19 protein-coding genes are annotated in these 18470 nt (G+C 25.7%); 17 read left to right on the forward strand and 2 right to left on the reverse strand.

What is annotated here, in order from left to right; translation table 11 throughout:
- Window positions 1-235: 235 nt before the first annotated feature.
- On the reverse strand, window positions 236-1252 hold the full coding sequence (locus tag TVTCOM_RS05150; RefSeq protein WP_434798776.1) for an LCP family protein: 1017 nt from the start codon (window positions 1250-1252) through the stop codon (window positions 236-238).
- A 241-nt stretch (window positions 1253-1493) separates the two neighbouring features.
- On the opposite strand from TVTCOM_RS05150, the gene TVTCOM_RS05155 reads away from it, so the two are divergent.
- From TVTCOM_RS05155 to TVTCOM_RS05185, 7 genes are all read left to right on the forward strand, one after another.
- Window positions 1494-1973 (forward strand): S24/S26 family peptidase, encoded by a 480-nt coding sequence (locus tag TVTCOM_RS05155; RefSeq protein ID WP_434798777.1) that lies wholly within the window; start codon window positions 1494-1496, stop codon window positions 1971-1973.
- 12 nt (window positions 1974-1985) lie between these two features.
- Window positions 1986-2846, forward strand: coding sequence for a hypothetical protein (locus TVTCOM_RS05160; protein ID WP_434798778.1), 861 nt, complete (start codon window positions 1986-1988; stop codon window positions 2844-2846).
- Window positions 2847-3058: 212 nt separating this feature from the next.
- Window positions 3059-4282, forward strand: a complete 1224-nt coding sequence (locus TVTCOM_RS05165; RefSeq protein WP_434798779.1) for a tyrosine-type recombinase/integrase — start codon at window positions 3059-3061, stop codon at window positions 4280-4282.
- Between the two features lie 5 nt (window positions 4283-4287).
- Window positions 4288-6168 (forward strand): tyrosine-type recombinase/integrase, encoded by a 1881-nt coding sequence (locus TVTCOM_RS05170; RefSeq protein ID WP_434798780.1) that lies wholly within the window; start codon window positions 4288-4290, stop codon window positions 6166-6168.
- Window positions 6168-6563: a DUF6262 family protein gene (locus TVTCOM_RS05175; protein ID WP_434798781.1), complete on the forward strand. Its 396-nt coding sequence runs from the start codon at window positions 6168-6170 to the stop codon at window positions 6561-6563. The genes TVTCOM_RS05170 and TVTCOM_RS05175 overlap by 1 nt, the downstream gene beginning before the upstream one ends.
- Before the next feature lie 453 nt (window positions 6564-7016).
- On the forward strand, window positions 7017-7277 hold the full coding sequence (locus TVTCOM_RS05180; protein ID WP_434798782.1) for a PqqD family protein: 261 nt from the start codon (window positions 7017-7019) through the stop codon (window positions 7275-7277).
- Between the two features lie 178 nt (window positions 7278-7455).
- Window positions 7456-9054: an EAL domain-containing protein gene (locus TVTCOM_RS05185; RefSeq protein ID WP_434798783.1), complete on the forward strand. Its 1599-nt coding sequence runs from the start codon at window positions 7456-7458 to the stop codon at window positions 9052-9054.
- A gap of 44 nt (window positions 9055-9098) precedes the next feature.
- Here the strand turns inward: TVTCOM_RS05185 and TVTCOM_RS05190 are convergent, their stop codons facing one another.
- Window positions 9099-9665, reverse strand: a complete 567-nt coding sequence (locus tag TVTCOM_RS05190) for a hypothetical protein (protein ID WP_434798784.1) — start codon at window positions 9663-9665, stop codon at window positions 9099-9101.
- Between the two features lie 316 nt (window positions 9666-9981).
- On the opposite strand from TVTCOM_RS05190, the gene TVTCOM_RS05195 reads away from it, so the two are divergent.
- The 10 genes from TVTCOM_RS05195 (at window position 9982) to TVTCOM_RS05240 (ending at window position 18464) form a co-directional block, all read left to right on the forward strand.
- Entirely contained in the window at window positions 9982-10242 is a 261-nt protein-coding gene (locus tag TVTCOM_RS05195; protein ID WP_434798785.1) for a PqqD family protein, read from the forward strand.
- 199 nt (window positions 10243-10441) lie between these two features.
- A complete protein-coding gene (locus TVTCOM_RS05200; RefSeq protein ID WP_434798786.1) occupies window positions 10442-11485 on the forward strand; it encodes an acyltransferase family protein in 1044 nt (347 codons plus the stop codon).
- 161 nt (window positions 11486-11646) lie between these two features.
- Window positions 11647-12087 carry a hypothetical protein gene (locus TVTCOM_RS05205; protein ID WP_434798787.1) on the forward strand — a complete coding sequence of 147 codons (441 nt, stop codon included), beginning with the start codon at window positions 11647-11649 and terminating at the stop codon, window positions 12085-12087.
- A 176-nt stretch (window positions 12088-12263) separates the two neighbouring features.
- Window positions 12264-13112 carry a L,D-transpeptidase family protein gene (locus tag TVTCOM_RS05210; RefSeq protein WP_434798788.1) on the forward strand — a complete coding sequence of 283 codons (849 nt, stop codon included), beginning with the start codon at window positions 12264-12266 and terminating at the stop codon, window positions 13110-13112.
- Between the two features lie 202 nt (window positions 13113-13314).
- Window positions 13315-13770, forward strand: coding sequence for a DUF6323 family protein (locus TVTCOM_RS05215; RefSeq protein ID WP_434798789.1), 456 nt, complete (start codon window positions 13315-13317; stop codon window positions 13768-13770).
- Window positions 13763-15148: a DUF6179 domain-containing protein gene (locus TVTCOM_RS05220; protein WP_434798790.1), complete on the forward strand. Its 1386-nt coding sequence runs from the start codon at window positions 13763-13765 to the stop codon at window positions 15146-15148. The genes TVTCOM_RS05215 and TVTCOM_RS05220 overlap by 8 nt, the downstream gene beginning before the upstream one ends.
- 94 nt (window positions 15149-15242) lie before the next feature.
- On the forward strand, window positions 15243-15830 hold the full coding sequence (locus TVTCOM_RS05225; protein ID WP_434798791.1) for an ATP-dependent Clp protease proteolytic subunit: 588 nt from the start codon (window positions 15243-15245) through the stop codon (window positions 15828-15830).
- A 59-nt stretch (window positions 15831-15889) separates the two neighbouring features.
- Window positions 15890-16663 (forward strand): C40 family peptidase, encoded by a 774-nt coding sequence (locus TVTCOM_RS05230; RefSeq protein WP_434798792.1) that lies wholly within the window; start codon window positions 15890-15892, stop codon window positions 16661-16663.
- Window positions 16664-16868: 205 nt separating this feature from the next.
- A complete protein-coding gene (locus TVTCOM_RS05235) occupies window positions 16869-17705 on the forward strand; it encodes a DegV family protein (protein ID WP_434798793.1) in 837 nt (278 codons plus the stop codon).
- Window positions 17706-17885: 180 nt separating this feature from the next.
- A complete protein-coding gene (locus TVTCOM_RS05240) occupies window positions 17886-18464 on the forward strand; it encodes a hypothetical protein (RefSeq protein ID WP_434798794.1) in 579 nt (192 codons plus the stop codon).
- The last annotated feature ends 6 nt before the right edge of the window (window positions 18465-18470 follow it).

Consider the following 18470-nt stretch of genomic DNA (forward strand, 5'->3'; position numbering starts at 1 on the left):
TTTAAATATTCAGAAAATTTAAATAAATTATATATATAAATTTTCTTTCGTATATAATTATTCTACATAAAAATTTAAATTCCTTTTAAAAATTGTAAAAGTAAATTAATAAAACTATGAATATTATAATTTTATAATATGAAAAATTAACAATTGAAAAGAGTAGAATATGTAAAAAGACTATAGCAGAAGAAATTAAATTCTTTTGCTATAGTCTTTTTCATTTTGTTTTTTATTAATAATTAAGTCGTATATTGCTATTATCTTTTAAATATTCGTTTTTATCCATATCAATATCATTATTTATAAAGTCTTGTAAAACTTTCCTTGAGTTTAAATCGTATAACCAAACCCAACCAGCACTTTTGTACTTACCACCTTTAACGTGAACCTCATCAATTATTGGGAACTGTCCTTGTTTTACAGTTAAAGGCTTAAAGTTGTATGCTGTAAATCCTATATTTATTAAATCTTTTGGTGCAAGATTTGTAGATACATATGGAAGCAATGTATTTAATAAATTAGGATACTCAGAAAAATCTTTTTCTTTCATAGTATCTATAATAGATAACATAACTTCTCTTTGTCTTTGATCTCTATGTATAGCACTGTCAGTAATTCTTACTCTAGTATAAGCAATAGCTTGATATCCATTTAGTATTTGTTTTCCTGGTGAGCTTATAAGTTTCATATCGCCTTTATTAGCATAAGAACATTCTTTGTATGAAGGAACTATATATTTGTTAGTTATATCAACTTCATGTTCTTTAACATCTACTTCCACTCCACCTAATAAAAATACAATATTCATTAGATCATCAAAATCAACTTGAATATATTTGTCCAATCTAACTTGGAAATTTTCCTCTATAGTTTGGAATAGCAACTTCTCTTTACCCCAAAAATAAGATGCGTTTAATTTACCCATGCCCTTACCTGGAATATTTACATAAGTATCACGAGCTAAAGATGTTAATTTAATATTTTTATTCTTAGCATCAATAGTTGCAATCATCATACAGTCAGAACGATAGGCAAGTTCTTTCTCTCTACCATCAGTACCCAATAATAATATATTTGTTACACCATCCACAGCTTCATACTTAGATTTGTAAGCATCTTCAACCTTAACACTTGTAGTGTTTAACTTGCTATAAAAATGATAAAAAGTGAATAATGGAATAGTTATTAATAATGCTAACAATATAATTACTATTTTTGTAAATTTAAATTTTTTCTTTTTTTGCGTCAAAAAATCCCCTCCATTTTATATTTAATTGAAATTCATAATTTTATTATAACAAATATTGTAAATTTACACACTATAAGGTAAAAACTATACATATTTATATAGTAATTCAGTGAAAATTAAATATTTAATTTGTTTTATAATGAAAACAGTTGAACATTGTAAGTAAACTAATTTTTTTGTTTGAAAAACTTAGTAATATAAGATACAATAAAATTATTATATGTAAAACAAGGGGAATATAATGGATAACTATGTATATACCTGTAAAGATGGTAAGGAAATAGTGCCTATTATGGAAGAGATAATAAAAAATGGGGGGCAGTGCAAACTAAGAGTAACAGGATACTCTATGACACCCATATTAATACATCTTCGTGATAGTGTAATATTAAAATCGCCAGAAAACAGACCTATAAAAAAAGGTGAAATTGTTTTCATAAAAAGGCGCACAGGACAATTTGTTCTTCATAGAGTATATAAAATAATAGATGAAAAGACTTTTGTTATGAACGGTGATGCGCAACAGTGGGTAGAAATTGTTAATAATGATCAAGTCATAGGAGTTTGTTCCAGTATTATAAGGAACAATACAGAGATTTCCTGTGACAACTGGAAGTATAAAAGTATAATAAAAATATGGCAGTTTTTTAGACCCATTAGAAATTATATTTTTAAAGTTAATGCTATTGCAAAAACAATTATCAGAAGAAAAGACAAATAAGGAGAGGATATATTGAAGAAGGTATTAATAATTATAATATCTGCTATCTTAATATGTTTAATAGGTTTAGGCATCATAGGTTACTATGTGGAGAAAGATAAAGCAGCTGAGAAAAAAAATGTAAAAACTGAAGAAAAAGTAGATCAAGTTATTGAAGAAGAAAAGTTGATAGTTGATTCTAATAAAATTTATATTGATAAAATAGAAGGATATACTCCAGGTGAATACTTAGCAGACCAGAATAATACAAATACTAACTTACAACAAACAAATAATGAAACTATAACTGTAGGAGGAATTACTCTTCCATACTCTATTCCTAATAAAAATATGGAAATTATAAGTATAGGAGAATATGCTGGAAAGTTTGTTGAAGATGGTAGCGATGTTAATAAAGATAATGTTTTAGCCATAATAGTAAAAAATACTTCTAAAGAGGTTATAGATTATGGTGAAATTAATATGAAAATAATAGGTAAAACTAATACCATAAAGTTTAAAATTACTAATTTAAAGCCAGGGGTGTGCGCACTTGTAATGGAATCAAGTGGCAAGATAGAGTTCAATCCAAAAGATAAATATATATATATGAGTTCAATAAATAATATGGTAAGTGATTTATCTACCATGGAGTCTCAAGTAGCTATAACTACTAAAAATAAAAAAATTACTGTGGAAAATTTAAGTGATGAAAGTTTAAATACAGTTTATGTATATTATAAAACTGTTTCTTCAGGTGGATGCTATTTAGGTGGAATTACTTATCGTGCTAAATTTGAAAATGTTGAAGGTGGAAAAAGTGTAAGTAGCAATACTATACATTTTTCTAATAAAAATAGTGAAATTTTAAAAGTTGAATCTGTAAAAGAATAAAATTTAAATTACTAAGAAAGTAGTCGCAAAATGTTAAAAGTATATAAATCATAAGAGTAAGGTAAGTAATATTAGATATTATTTACCTTATTTTTATATGTAAAATTCTATAGTAATAATACATAGTAATTAAAGATTATATAAAGTTAGTATAGATTAATAGTATAAGGGAAATCTAAGTTAGAAGATTACTTTAGAGAGGTACTAAAGAGATGATAGGAATTAAAGAGAAAAGTCCTAAATATAAGTGGTATGAGATAATTAGGATAGTGAAAGCACAAACAAATTTAGGTTTAATGTACTATTTAGTTGATAATAACTATGACTTTATAAACTTGGTTAAGGAATATCTGAATATGATACAAGCAAGAGCAGAAAGAGAGGTATCTCCTAATACAGTTAAGTCATATTGTTATCAATTCTGGTATTTTGTTGTGTTTTTGAAAATTAAAGATTTAGATATACTTGACCTTGATGGGAAACCTAATATATTAGCACAATTTAAACTATGGTTAAAGAATCCATATAGGTTTTATGAAAACATTGAAGTATTAAATTATGATATAGAGTTTGAGTATATAAAAGATTCATTAAGTATAACTACTATAAATGGAATAATAAGTAGAGTTAGTTCTTTATATCTATGGCTTAAAGCAAGTAATAAAATTAAAGAAAATCCTGTTGTTTATAGAAGTGTTATGGTAACTCAACCGATGAGAGATAAAGATATGTTGGCACATACAAGACATAGCAGAACTATACAAGTAAATACTTTAAAGTCAAAAGTAGCAAAAACTATTCCTAAAACTGTGGAACAAAAGGATTTTAAGAAGTTTTTAGATAGTGTGAATCTTCTAAGAGATAAAATAATACTACTATGCTTAAAAGAAGGTGGTTTTAGGTCAAATGAATTGCTTGGAATTCATTTAGAGGATATAAACTTTGCAGAAGAAGGTCTATGGGTTAGATTTAGAGCAGATAATACTAATGGCTCGAGAGCAAAGGCAGGGTATGGTAGAGATAGATTTGTTCATTTACCAATTGATTTAATGACGTTAATAGATAGATACATAAGTTCTGAATGGTTAGAAAGTAATGCTAATAGTGACTTTTTATTTGTTGTAGTAAATAGTAATATATCATATGAAAATGGAAATGGAATGACCAAATCAACTCTTGATTCCATGTTTAAATATTATAGTAAAAAAACAGGAGTTAAGATACATCCACATATGTTAAGACATACTCACGCAACTGAACTTGCAAGAGAATATATAAGTAAAGGTGAACAGATTAATTGGGAATATATATCTAAAAGAATTGGACATTCAAGTGTAACAACTACTATGGAAATATACGCCCATTTAAGACCAGAGGATTACAAGAAGGAGTATCAAAGATTACAGGAATATAAAAATCAAAAAAGAAAGGAATAGGAGTTATGAGGTTAGCAAATAAAATTTTAATAGATAATATAGCCTCAAATAAAATCATAAGTTTTTCAGTAGACAATATTGATACTTCGTGGATGACTAAATCTCAAAAGAAATTCTTCGAGATTTTAAAGAAAGATGAAAACAAAGATAAAAAATATAATGAAATATGTGAGTTAGCAGGATTTAAAACTTCTGGACCTTGGTATAGAGCCATTAAAGATGAAGGATTTACTGATTTACTTAAAAACATTGGATTTAATTCAAGGTTATATAACGAGGCGTATCCTTCTCACAATGAGATTGAATATATTAAAAATCCAAAAGAAAGAGAAGAATATATTAAAAGTGATATATGGGATATGAGAAGACTTTTTGAGGAATATCCAAGGCATAATAAACCTTCTCACTATATTATTAAATTCACAAAAATAAATAATATTTATATTAGATATGAAATTAAAAGGTATTTTATTAATATGTTATCTAACTGGCAACCAGTAACTTTTTATAACAATATCAAAAATATTTCTCAGTTTTTTGATTCCATGTACAAATTATTTCCACATATTAATTCGTTAAATGAATTGCAAAGAGAATCGCATATTGAGCCAATACTTGCCAATATGAATTGTTCACAAAAATATAAGCGAATGTCATTATCAATAGTTAAATCAATGTTTGAGTATATGTATTATAATAAATGGGATAATGCTCCTTCTATTGGATTATTGAATAAATACGATTCTCCAAAAAAAGAAGAAACGTTGCCGAGACCCATACCTCCAAATATAAAAATACAATTAGATGATTATATTGAGAGTACAATTATTCCATTGTTAGAAGACAACCAACCTACTCCTATAATAGAACCTAAATACTGGGATTTACTTATTGTTATTAGAAATACAGGAAGAAGATTCGAAGATATATGTCATCTTATTGCTGAGCATAACGATAAAAGTATGGAGTGTCTCCAATATGATTTAGATGGAGACCCTATGCTTTATTTAGACCATCGTATTGCTAAAATTCAAAAGGATTTAAGAATACCATTAGCACACTTGAAAGACTCAAAAGGAAACAATATGATTGAAAGGGCTATATTAAGACAAATTGAAAGAGTTAAGGAACTTTCTTCTGCTTCTGATGGATACAAGTATCTATTTAGAGAAATTAAGATTGATAATAGAGGTTTAGGTAAGGGAAAACATGTTTTAGAGAATAACGGAAGTCCTGTAGTTGAAAGCATTAAACATGATATGTTTAATGCTAATAATGTTTTACCCAATGTATGTAATCAAATACCACTTAAAAATATTGATGGTAGTGTATATAAAATTTCATCACATCAATTTAGACATACAGTAGCAACTGAAATGATTGACGCTGGAGTAGATATTTATGCTGTTAAAGAATTTTTAGGACATTCTTCTGTTGCTATGACAGAAAAATATATTAAGGTATATCAGCAAAGATTGAAGAAAGAATTTAAAGAAAAACTAAGCAAATCTGATGCTACTTATATAAAGAATAACTTATCAGAAGAAAAAAATTTATATGATAATAAATGGGTTAAAAATAAAATAATAGGAGTATTTGAACTTGGTGATGGTTGTTGTGAACATCCATATAAAATGCCTTCTTGTCCTCATATGGCTTGTAAGACTTGTGTTAAGAAAAAGATATATCCAAGACATTTACAGGCTGTTAAGGACACTATAGAAAGCGAAACTATACACAAGGATAATGCCTTAAAAATGGGATTAAATGACAAAGCAGAAGAATTTGATAAAATAGTTAGATTTTATAAAGTTGCTTTGGAAATAATTAATAAAGGTGAAACCTTTGAAGCCTCAAAGCATTTTTATATTAAGGGGGTACAATAATGGCTAATAAAAATCCTAATACATCAGAAATAATTAGGCTAAAAAGGCAAGAAAGTAATTTAAAAAAACAGGCAGTTTTATCTGTATTAAAAGAGTTAGAGTTATTAGATGACCTTTTAAATAATCCTATCTCAAAGGCTGAAATATGTCGTAGAGCAGGTGTGAGTAAGACATTTTTATATACTTATAAAGATGAACTTTTAGAGCCAATAAATAAGGCTATAAATAAACAAAATCATAAAATGAGAGTAATTTCTCAAAAACAAACTTTTACAGAAACTTCAAAAGATAGAGTAATAGAATCTCTTAAACGAAAAATACAGTCTTTAGAGCAAGAAAATAAAAAACTAAAAAATGACAATGCTATTTTATTAGGTAAATTAGCATATAAATAAACTCCTACACCTATAATTACTATGCTTAAAGCTATATAAACAAAATTTGTAGATATGCCTTCGGCATAATTAGTGCTATCTGCTAATTCCATATTGCCCCTTTTTTATTTATATTAATTGTTAGTCTAATCATAGCATAACGTATAAAAAATCAAACAGATATCTAACATAACTAAGTAATATTAGATACCTGTTTGATTTTGAAATATATTAAGTAACCTATATACTTTTAACAAAATGTGACTACTTTCTTTTATTTGTTATAAAATTAACTGATAAATAACAAAAACAAATAAATAATTTAAATGGATTGCTTTATTTTGTAAGGTAATATATTAAAAAAATCATGGTTGGCTTGTTGACATTAAAGGGACACTAAAGTAGAATTTAAGTGATGGTTATTTTTTATCATGAACATAATGATGAAAAACTTTAGAACAAGGGGGAGGAATCATGGAAATTAAAAAAGATTTCAATCTACGTAAAATTGCTGGAGAATATATTCTTATGCCCAAAAACACATCACAAAAAGGTTACAATGGATTAATAAGTTTAAACGAAGTTGAAGCTTTAGTTTGGGAAAATTTAGAAGAATGCAAAAGTGAAGAGGAAATGCTTTCCTTAATTACAAACAGATATACCATAAAAAAATCAGATGCTAAAAAAGATTTAGGGGACTTTTTAAAGCAGTTAGAAGCAGCAGACATAATATAAATTAATTAGTTAATAAATAACATATATAACAAAAAGATAGAGTGAAAGCTCTATCTTTTTTATTTGAAAATATATAAATATAAAAAAATATTATTAGTACTATTATAAACAATTAATAAATATTATACTTAAGAGTAGGAAAAGGAAGATTTTAGGAAGGCAGGTGAAAAACCTTCATATGAATAAATCTTATAAGTCAATACTATTAATAAGCATTATAGTTATATTTATATTCATAGGATTTTTTTTATATAGTAGACAAAATAGTTTGAATGATAGGATTTCCTCAAAAACTATAAAAGTTGGAGTTTATGAATATGAACCCTGTTACTATATTGACAAAAATCAAAATGTAAAAGGATATTATGATGATGTAATTAAAACAATAGATAAATATGATGAATATGATTATAAATATGAAATTTCGTCATTTAAAAAAGCTGTTGAAAACTTACAATCAGGAAAAGTAGATATTGTTGTTGGTTTAAATAAAACAGAAGATAGAATGGATAAAATTTTATACTCAGAAAAATCTGTAGGTGTTGAAAGATATGGAATATTTTCAAACCACAGTCAAATTATATATGCTGATTTAGCAAATATGAAAAATTTAAAATTAGGAATTGTAAATAATGAAACTAATGGAGAATATATAAAAATTTTATTTGAAGATAAAAATATAAATGTTAATATTATTAAATTTTATGAACATAGAGATTTGATAAATGCATTTAAGAAAAAAGATATTGATTTATCCATACAACCTATAAATAAACATAACTATGGCTATTTAGTATACGGATTTTCTACAGGAGCTGTTTATATAGCAGCTAATAAGGAAAATAAAGACATTATTAACCATTTTAATGAAATTATGGAAAGACACAAAGAAGATATTTTTAATGATTTAGAAAAGTCTTATAATAAATATTTTAAAATAAAACATTATAATAATATGGATGTATTTACCACATTGACCATATTGATTGTATTTATAATTCTTATCTTACATAAAATAGGAAATATTAAATCTATAATTATACAAAAGAAAATAAAATATAGAATTAAAAATGATAGATATATACTTTATTATCAATCTATATTTGACCCAAATGTGGAAAAAATAACAGGATTTGAAGCATTAATAAGACAAAAAAATAAAAATGGAGAAATATTACCTCCTAGTGAGTTTTTGCATGAAGTAGAGTCCAATCATATGTTACAGCATTTATGTTTATGGGTTTTAGAAAGAACAATGAAAGATTATGAGAAAGTCCATGAAAAATATAAATTAGAAGGTAATAAGTATATCTCAGTAAATATTTCTGTTGATGAGCTTATTAATGATGAATTTATAAATAAATCAATTGAACTTATGACAAAATATAATTTACCTAGAAATTCAATTTGTTTTGAGATTGTAGAAAGAGTAAAATTCCAATGTACTACTCAATTATCATCAAACATAAAAAAAATAAAAGAAGCAGGCTATTTAATAGCAATAGATGATTTTGGTATGGAATATTCTAATCTAGACCTTCTTGGAAAGATTGAATTTGATATTATAAAGTTAGATAGATATTTTATATATACTATGTCAAAGGAATATGTAAAGGAAGAGATTATAAAGTTTTTATCAGCCATATCAAAACGATCAGATAGTGTATTAGTTGTAGAAGGGGTAGAAACTGAGGATCAAATCAATCTCATTAAAAGTATTGATAATGATAAAATATATGTACAGGGATATTACTATAGTAAGCCATCACCTTTATAAACACTTGAAAAATTAAATTTTAAATTTATAAAAGGACTGGTAACTCACAAATTACCAGCCCTTTTATAAATTATAGGATCTTCAAAGCCAAAGGTTTTTTTGTTGTCCTTATAGAATACTTCGCTTATATATAATATATTATCTTCTATCCTTTCTTTTAAAATAAATTTTGTAATAGGAGAGAACATACTAACACTTTCACCAGTAAATACTCCGTTTTCTTCATCATATATCATAGGATTAAATTTTTCTGATTTTTTTAATTTCTTATAATCCATTTTTAAATTTTGATTGTTGTTTCTAAAATCTTCCTGGGAGATAGTTTCTGGGATTTCGTAGGACTCTAAAACTACTTTATTATTTTTGCCTAGAGTAAGAAGAAATAAATGTGGTAGGAAATTTTTTCTACCGCTTTGCTCATAATAACTCTCTTCTATTACAAAATAGCCTTTAAAATTTTTAGGTAAATTTTTAATTTTATTGTTACAAATTCCGTTTATATGACTGGCATGGGGGTGAGTAATTTTTCCACTTTCTACTTGTCTTTTAATTTGCTCATCATTGTTGAATTCACCGCACAAATTTTGTACAAAAGTTTCTAAAATGTACATGTCATATTTACCTCCTTTTATAGTATATATATAATTTAAGCAAATATATTTAAAATATTCTAACTTTGTGAAATTGGAGCAGTGACATTTTTGACCAATAATAATTAAAGCCCTTTATAAGCTTTCTTTAATTATTTATATGTTTTTTACAAAATAAAATTAATAACTTAAAAAAGTAAATTATATGAATAAGAAAATGTTTTCTTGGTTTTCGTTGACATGGGGGTGAAATTAATATATTATTTATAGAATATAAATAAATTTTTAACAAAGTTACTGTTTTAATATAAATGGTAAACTTAAGGGGGAAGTAGTTATGAAAATAAAAAAAGAATTTTGTATGAGAAATATTTGTGGAGAAAATACTTTAGTTCCAATAGGAGAAACAGCCTCATCTTTTAAGGGAATAATAAAAGTTAATAATATAGGAAGTTTTATTTGGAATAGTCTTGAAAGTGCAAAAAATGAAGATGAAATCGTTTCTATGGTTATGGATAAATATAGTTTAGATTTGAGAGAAGCAAGAAGTGACGTGGATGGTTTTATTAAATACTTAAAGAATGTAAATATAATATAAATTTTATAGTATTAAGATAAAAGAAAGTTGTCTATAAATAAATAATAGAACTTTCTTTTTTTATGATGAAAATTATTTGACAATATAACATAAATGTCACATTTGATTTATTGATAAAACCATTAAATTATGGTATTTTAAAGTGTAGACTATTAGAAATTTAGGAAAAAAAGTAAAATATGCAGAAAGAGGGGAACTTATGGACAAATACCTTAGTAATAAAATTAAAAATATGTCTTTAATTATGACTTTCTTTGTTGTTATTCTTCATTCTAACAACTTGGAAGATTCATCTGTATTTAATGTAAATACATTAGTACAAAATTTTATAGGACAAGGAATTGTAAGAATAGCTGTACCTATATTCTTTGTAATATCAGGATACCTATTCTTTTATAGATTTAAACCATCAACACAGGCTTTTTTATCAAAATACAAAAAAAGATTTAAAAGTTTATTTATACCTTATTTTATATGGTGTACAGGATGGCTAATAATATTATATCTAGTAGAACTTACTGCTTTTGGTAGATCTATGTTCTCAGACAGAATAATAACTGATTACAATGCAGTAGAATTGTTTAAAAATACTTATATTTATCCTCTACCATATCAGTTTTGGTATATTAGAGCCTTAATGATAAACGTAGTAATTTCGCCAATAATCTACTATGTAATAGATAAATTAAAAGACAAAGCCTTGCTAGTAATTACAGTATTTTGGTTCTTTGATGTTATTTATTATCCTATATTAATGTTTGCAATAGGTGCATGTTTTGCAGTTGGAAACTTTGATATATACTTTAATAAATATAAGGACAAGGGATATTTATTTGGATTAGGATTTATACTAGCTATAATACTAAAAACTATTCTAATATATATGCCTAAAATACCAAACTATGAATATGTATTATTACTTGCTGAAAACATAATAATATTGTGTGGTATACCATTTGCATGGTTTGTTTATGATGTAATTGGAGAGCGATTTAAGAATAAGTTTGATTTAGGAAAAGAAATGAGATTAGCTAAATACGGAATATTTATTTACTTCTTCCATATTCCCCTACAATCAATTATTAAAAAGGTGTGGTTTAAAGTAATGCCAATAAGCTCAACGAGTAGTTTAATTATTTTCTTTGTAGCACCAATAATAACTATAACAATATGTGCTTGTGTAGCCATATTTATGAGAAAATATATGACAAAAATATATATGTTACTAACTGGTGGCAGATAAATTCATATTGTAAATTAGAAAGACCTACATTAATTTAAAATGTAGGTCTTTTTCAATGAAGTGAATTTATTATAAAAAGTTATTTTCTTAAGGTTAAATTAAGGTTTTTGGGAAAAGTAAAACTAATCAAAAATACTTTTGTAAACTTAAGGAGGTAAAATATGAAAAAAACTAGTAAGTCAGTAAGCTTAGTAATAATTACACTATCCGTAATATTGGGCACATTGTGTGGAAGAGTTTTAACGGTTAATGCATTGGAAAATGAAATAACTTCATCTACATATGCTGATGATAACTCTTGTCCTAGATGCCCTTGTCCAAGAGTTGGAGGAGGTTTGCTAAAAGAAAGTGTAGATGAACTAAAAGAAAGTGGCAGCCTCACAGAAGATGATGTGAAAAATATTAATTCTTATATGACAAAGGACAGAGAATCTAAAGAAGCGGAAATGAAAGATAGAATTTATAAGGCAGAATGTGAAAAAATAGACAAAATGGTAAGTGAAAAAGTTATTAGTAAGGAAAAGGGAGAAAAATTAAAAGAGGCAGTAAAAGAAAATATACAAAATATGAAAAGAAACATGAGAAGATTAAATAGTAAATAACTAATATGGCCAGCTATTAAAATTAATAGCTGGCCATTAATTATTAAAGTTATAAAAATTTTTAGATGATTTATTGAACTTCATCATATTAGATTTAGATATATAAACATAATGATGAACTAATATGGCTTTATTCTCATAAAATATTGTAAAAATATTATTGTGGGGGTGGCAACATGGGTAGAATTAAAAGACAACAAAATTCAAATGATAATATAAAATATACTCTTGCCAATTTAAATCTAAGGGACGAAAAGTCTACTGAGGGTAATATCATTACAGTAATACCAGCAGGTTCAAAAGTTCAGGTTATAGATGCAGAAGAAGATTGGTACGAGGTAATTTACAATGGATTGAGGGGGTTTGTATATAACGAGTACTTGTCAAAAACACAATATACTTGGACAGATACTGAAGTAAGATCTTTTGCAGACTCAGCATCAAATCCAGTAACTATTCTTCCAGCAAAATCCAGGGTTCAAGTTTTACAGGTAATTGGAGATTGGAGTAGGGTTATTTACGATGATATAGAAGGGTATATTTTTAATGTATTTTTAAGTAATGATGGCATGCCGCCAGGGACATATGATTTTACTTATTTTGATACAGATATGGTTATTTTTGTAAATGATAATAATATAAAAAGCCAAACGAGAAACTTAATTACTACAAATTTGAAAAATAGATTCACTTATGTATTTGAAAAAGGTGAAAATAATCAATGGGTGTTACTTTACAAATGGAGTAGTACTGTAGGAGCTCCTAGTACACCAACAATTACAGGGACTTTTTATATAAATGGTAGAAAGCCATATTTTGGATCAGATATCTATAGAGTGAAATATGCTACAAGAATAAGAGGAAGTTATTATTATCATTCTATACTTTTCAATCCTGAAGGGACAGAAATAATTGATGATACTTTAGGTGAGGCATTAAGCCATGGTTGTATAAGATTAGCAATTGAAAATGCACATTGGATATATGATAATATTTTAGATACAACAACAGTAGTAATATATTAATAAAAAATATACAAAAAGGCAAGTTATTATAATCTTGTCTTTTTTGTGCATAAAAAAAAGCAGGTAAACTGCTTTTGCTTTGTTGACAACTATATATAATTGTAATATACTTAAGGTTAGATTTAAAATACACATACAGTGCATATCAATATAATGATATCATAAAAAATATAAAAAGTCAAGGTATTTTTCAAAAAAGGAGATGATAAATTTGACAAAAAATATTATTTTAAGTTCATTACAAAATGAAGCTATTATTGTAGCAAAAAATGAAATCTTAAAAATCAATGAAGAATCATCAGCTTATGGATTAATTTTAACACCTGAAGATGTGGAAGAAATAATTAAATCAAGAGGACATAGTTTAAAAACTTATGGAAGAATAGATCTGAATATGGATGTGACTAAAAAACTAATAAATAAAATATATACATCTCAATATACAGACAAAGATGATTATGTAGAAATAATTAATGATTTACAAGATATTTTTTACTATTTAAAAAATGAAACATTGGATGAAATAAGTGATTATGAAATTATAGATATTATAGTTGAATTCTATGAAAAAACTAGTGGAAGAATGGACAATATACAAAATTTATCTGAAAAGTTTGCCCTAGATTATAGATTAGGAAGGATAGGTAAGAATGAATAATTTACAATTTATTAGTAAAGACTTTAACTCTAGTAATCTTTCAAAATATCAATATACTATTTCTCTTATAAATGAATGTGTAAGGTGTGAAATATTACCCAAATCTTTCTTATATAATGTACAAATTAAAATAGGGGAAATATTAAAAGATATAATATTGAAATATACAAAAGGAGAAAGTAGCTCTGTTACAGTGGAAAAAGCAGAAAAGCTTATAATTGGAATATGGTATACAATAGATGCATATATGAATACTTTGGAAAGTATAAATCTAGCTATAAGCATTTTAAAGGATGAAGAAATTTCATATATTTATGAAAAAGGAAAAACAACATTAAAAGAGGATTTTACTCATACTAAAAACTTATATGAAAAAACATTAAAAAATCAAATTTATACTGATTTAAGAGCTTATAAAGATACTTTACCTGGAATTTCTGATTTTTTTAAGTACTATGATTTAGAATTTGAACCAGATGAAAGTGTGGCAGATATTGATTATCCTCTTGCATTTGACGATTGGGATGTGGTGGGACTTTACTATATAAAAAATTATTTATGGAATCTATACTTGGAAAATGAGATCTGTAACAAATTTAATAATGATGAGATTCATAAAATACTAAAATCCTATGGAGATACTTACAAAATAGATTATAAAGATTTACTTATAAATATTTTTGAAATGACAATTAATAATAAGGTTTTTTCTGTACTTTGCAATAATGATTCTTTGAAAATAAGTAAAATAGACTTTGAAAAATTAAACAATAAATTGAAACAATTAAATGAAAATGAAGTAAAAACTTTGATTAGTTTATCAATAGACAAAATAATTAAAGATTACAATTTGGGGGAATATGAGAAAGTTTACTTGAAAAAATATGAAGATAATCTTATAAATCTTACAATAGATGCACTAAAAAGAGACAATTTAATAAATCTTTTAGTTATAACAGATGAAATTAAAAATAAAGAAAGTCAGTTAATTATTGATGAAGAAAGTAGATTAGATGATGAGTCTTTTAGAGAAATAATAGAAGAAATATTAGAAAGTGATAATATATATGAAAAGATAAATATAATAAATAAGAAAATTAATTCAATAAAAGATTATATAGATATGTTAAAAAGTAATTGTATATTTGAAGAGGAGTATTTACTTTTATTCATGTCTTTAAGTAATTTAGAATTAAGTATCTTAGGAAAATATATATTTTATGGAGAATACAGAATGGAAAAGTTAGATATAATAAAAACTCTTTCCAAAAAATTAGACACAAATTATGAATGGGAAGAGTTGTACGTAGAATATCTAAAATCCTTAAGTGAAAATAAATTAAAAGAAATAGAAAATTTAATAAATGGAAAGTTGTAAGGCAAATAAGATAGATATATAATGTTTAATAAGGAATAAATTAACAATAATCTTTAGGTGGTTTATATTAAAATGATATAAAAGGAGAAAATAAATGATTTATTTAGAGGAAAAAGGGGAAAAAGTAAAAGACACATCTAACATGGTAATGGAAAAATTATTAAAATCTAGAACAATATTTATTTCGGGAGAGATAAACCAAGAATTAGCAGAAAAAGTATCTACTCAATTATTAATATTACAAGAAATGGGTGATGAGCCTATAAAAATATTTATAAATAGTCAAGGTGGACATGTGGAAGCTGGGGATACAATCCATGATATGATTAAATTTGTAAAACCAAAGGTTATAGTTATAGGAACAGGATGGGTGGCTAGTGCTGGAATAACAATATATCTTGCTGCTGACAAAGAAAATAGATATTCTCTACCAAATACAAGATATATGATACATCAACCACTTGGTCAATGCAGAGGTCAAGCAACAGATCTTCATATAGAAGCTTTAGAAATTGCTAGAGTTCGTAAAAGAATAAATAAAATAATAAGTACAGCAACAAATCAACCATTGGAAAAAGTTGAAAATGACACAGATAGAAATTATTGGCTAAACTGTGATGAAGCAGTAGAGTATGGTATAGTTAACAAAGTAATAAGTAGTTACGATGAAATACCTAAATAAAGAAAATTAATTGCCGTATTATATAAAATAGAAAAACAAATTATAAATTGGAGTAAGATATGAGTGAAATTAATCAAATAGCTGTAAGTAGACTGCTACAGGCAATGAGCACTAGTTCAAGTATAAATAGTAGTAATAGTTCATCAGGTGATTCATCAAATGACTTTTTTTCTATTTTATCAAATAGTTTACTAGGTTCTGATTATTTAGGAGGTTCTTGTCCTTCTTGTAATAACACAGGAAATCTATTAAGTAATATTAGTAATTTAAATAATAATAATTTATATTCTGATAATTTATATTCTAATGATTTAAATGCACTTACTACACTTCTTGGAAGTATAAATTCAGATAGAATAAATATAAATGTAAACTATGGAAAACCTGAAGATATTCAGTCAGACAAAGCTAACACAATAGCAAATATAGAAATATCAGTTGGGGATAGTAATTCAACAAGTAATACTAAAATGGATAAAGCTATAGACTTATTAGAAGAACAATTAGGGAAAAAATATGTGTGGGGAGCAACAGGACCAAACAATTTTGATTGTTCAGGACTAACTCAATATATTTATAAAGAGGCTTTAGGTAAAAATATACCAAGGGTATCATATGAACAAAGTAAATATGGAAAAGCTGTTGACAAAAAAGATTTACAAGTAGGAGATTTAGTGTTCTTTGATACAATGGGTAAAGGAAGAGTAAGTCATGTAGGTATGTATATAGGAAATAATGAATTTATACATGCATCTAATCCAAGAGACGGAGTAAAAAAGTCAACTTTAACTGGATATTATGAAAAAAAATACATATGCGCAAGAAGACCATAATTTAAATGAAAAAAATAAATAAAATCTTTATAGTATGATACAAAGTAACTATAGAGGTTTTATTTTTTTATTAAAAAATATATTTAAAAATAAAAAAATGATAATAATAATAATAGATTGACATTGAATTAATCAAATAATATAATTAAATTAATTATCGGTCGGACGACTGACTTAACCTATTATATAAATAAGGAGTAAATTTATGAATAAAATTAAGATAATAACAGATAGCTGTTGTGATTTAAATAAGGATATAATTGATAAATATAATATAGAAGTAGTACCATTAAATATTTCTTTCGGGGAAGATGTATACATAGATGGGGAATTGGATAAAAAAGAATTTTATGAAAGAATGAGAAATTCAAAGGAACTTCCTAAAACTTCATGTCCATCACCAGAAAAATTTATGCAAAGTTATAAAGGTGATGAGGATGTCATAGTACTTACAATAGCATTAGGTTTATCAGGTACTTACACATCAGCACTTCTTGCTAAGAATATGATGTTAGAAGAAAATCCTAATAAAAAAATAGCTGTAATAGATACAGAATTAGGATCTATAGGAGAAGGACAGCTTGTAGTAAAAGCTGCTAAATTAATAGAAGAAGGAAAGAGTTTTGAAGAAGTAGTAGATACAATCGAAAAGTTGAAGAAAGATAAATTCTTCTATGGTTCCTTGGAAACCTTAGAAAACGCTATCAAAGGTGGAAGAGTAAATCCAATAGCAGGAAAGCTAATAAATGCTTTAAATATGAAAGTAATAATAAAAGTTTGTGGTGGTGTTGTAAAACCAATAGATTCAGCAAGAGGATGTAATAATTCCATCAAAAAAGTTATAGCAAAAACCAGTGATATTATTAGTAATGGAAAATATACATCATTAGGAATAGCTCATGCTAACTGTTTAGAAAAAGCCGAAAAAGCTAAGGAAATGATATTAAAAAATCATAGTTTTGAAGAGATTATCATAACTGAAATTGGTTCAGTTATGGGAACTTATACATCAGAAGGTGGTATATTAGTAACTGTATTATAAAAATGAATTTACTAGCTATCCATAATAATTATTATGAGATAGCTTTTTTTATTTATGTACATAATTGTGTGAAAAAATTAAAATATAAAATTAAATTTAAAATATTCTTGAAATTGACTTTGAATTTGGGGTATAGTATCATTTTAATTGAACTTACAATATTTGAGGAGATATAAATAAATGTTAAAAATAAAGTTTCTTGATGAAAAAGAAGAGTTTTTACAATCAAAGAATAAAGAATATAAAAATGACACGTTAATTTCTATCATAAGTTATAGTATAGCAAGTTTTCTTTATTGTGGATGGGATTATACAGTAGATCCACAAGGTTTCAAAACTGCTTTTTTATTTAGGATGCTTATGTTGTTAACACCTCTTTTTTATTATATTCCATATAAATATACAGATAATTATAAAGTACTATCAAGATCTATATTTTTAGCTATGTTTTATTTATTAATATTATATTTATTTGTAGTTAAAAATTTATACAATGGAGTAAATTATAGTCTTAATGGGTTTATAATATATAATGCAAGTTTGGTAATTGTTTCTTATGGCATGCCTTTTAAATATATTTTATCTCATCTCATATTAGGTTTCATAGTTCCTGTTATTCTTGATTTGTTATTTTTTAAAAATACAATAAGTTATAATATGTATATGACGGTCATACCAATTATTATGATTTCATGTATTATAATATCTTATGCCTTGCATTTTAGTTATTATGAAAAGTACACATTACAAAAAAATTAAAGGAAT

The organism is Terrisporobacter vanillatitrophus, assembly GCF_051148895.1.
GTDB classification, from domain to species: Bacteria; Bacillota; Clostridia; order Peptostreptococcales; family Peptostreptococcaceae; genus Terrisporobacter; species Terrisporobacter vanillatitrophus.

Coding starts and splice junctions, on each gene's coding strand:
- TVTCOM_RS05155 (WP_434798777.1), top strand. CDS start 1,494: ATGGATAACTATGTATATACCTGTAAAGATGGTAAGGAAATAGTGCCT.
- TVTCOM_RS05165 (WP_434798779.1), top strand. CDS start 3,059: ATGATAGGAATTAAAGAGAAAAGTCCTAAATATAAGTGGTATGAGATA.
- TVTCOM_RS05170 (WP_434798780.1), top strand. CDS start 4,288: ATGAGGTTAGCAAATAAAATTTTAATAGATAATATAGCCTCAAATAAA.
- TVTCOM_RS05175 (WP_434798781.1), top strand. CDS start 6,168: ATGGCTAATAAAAATCCTAATACATCAGAAATAATTAGGCTAAAAAGG.
- TVTCOM_RS05180 (WP_434798782.1), top strand. CDS start 7,017: ATGGAAATTAAAAAAGATTTCAATCTACGTAAAATTGCTGGAGAATAT.
- TVTCOM_RS05185 (WP_434798783.1), top strand. CDS start 7,456: ATGAATAAATCTTATAAGTCAATACTATTAATAAGCATTATAGTTATA.
- TVTCOM_RS05190 (WP_434798784.1), bottom strand. CDS start 9,665: ATGTACATTTTAGAAACTTTTGTACAAAATTTGTGCGGTGAATTCAAC.
- TVTCOM_RS05195 (WP_434798785.1), top strand. CDS start 9,982: ATGAAAATAAAAAAAGAATTTTGTATGAGAAATATTTGTGGAGAAAAT.
- TVTCOM_RS05200 (WP_434798786.1), top strand. CDS start 10,442: ATGGACAAATACCTTAGTAATAAAATTAAAAATATGTCTTTAATTATG.
- TVTCOM_RS05205 (WP_434798787.1), top strand. CDS start 11,647: ATGAAAAAAACTAGTAAGTCAGTAAGCTTAGTAATAATTACACTATCC.
- TVTCOM_RS05210 (WP_434798788.1), top strand. CDS start 12,264: ATGGGTAGAATTAAAAGACAACAAAATTCAAATGATAATATAAAATAT.
- TVTCOM_RS05215 (WP_434798789.1), top strand. CDS start 13,315: ATGATAAATTTGACAAAAAATATTATTTTAAGTTCATTACAAAATGAA.
- TVTCOM_RS05220 (WP_434798790.1), top strand. CDS start 13,763: ATGAATAATTTACAATTTATTAGTAAAGACTTTAACTCTAGTAATCTT.
- TVTCOM_RS05225 (WP_434798791.1), top strand. CDS start 15,243: ATGATTTATTTAGAGGAAAAAGGGGAAAAAGTAAAAGACACATCTAAC.
- TVTCOM_RS05230 (WP_434798792.1), top strand. CDS start 15,890: ATGAGTGAAATTAATCAAATAGCTGTAAGTAGACTGCTACAGGCAATG.
- TVTCOM_RS05235 (WP_434798793.1), top strand. CDS start 16,869: ATGAATAAAATTAAGATAATAACAGATAGCTGTTGTGATTTAAATAAG.
- TVTCOM_RS05240 (WP_434798794.1), top strand. CDS start 17,886: ATGTTAAAAATAAAGTTTCTTGATGAAAAAGAAGAGTTTTTACAATCA.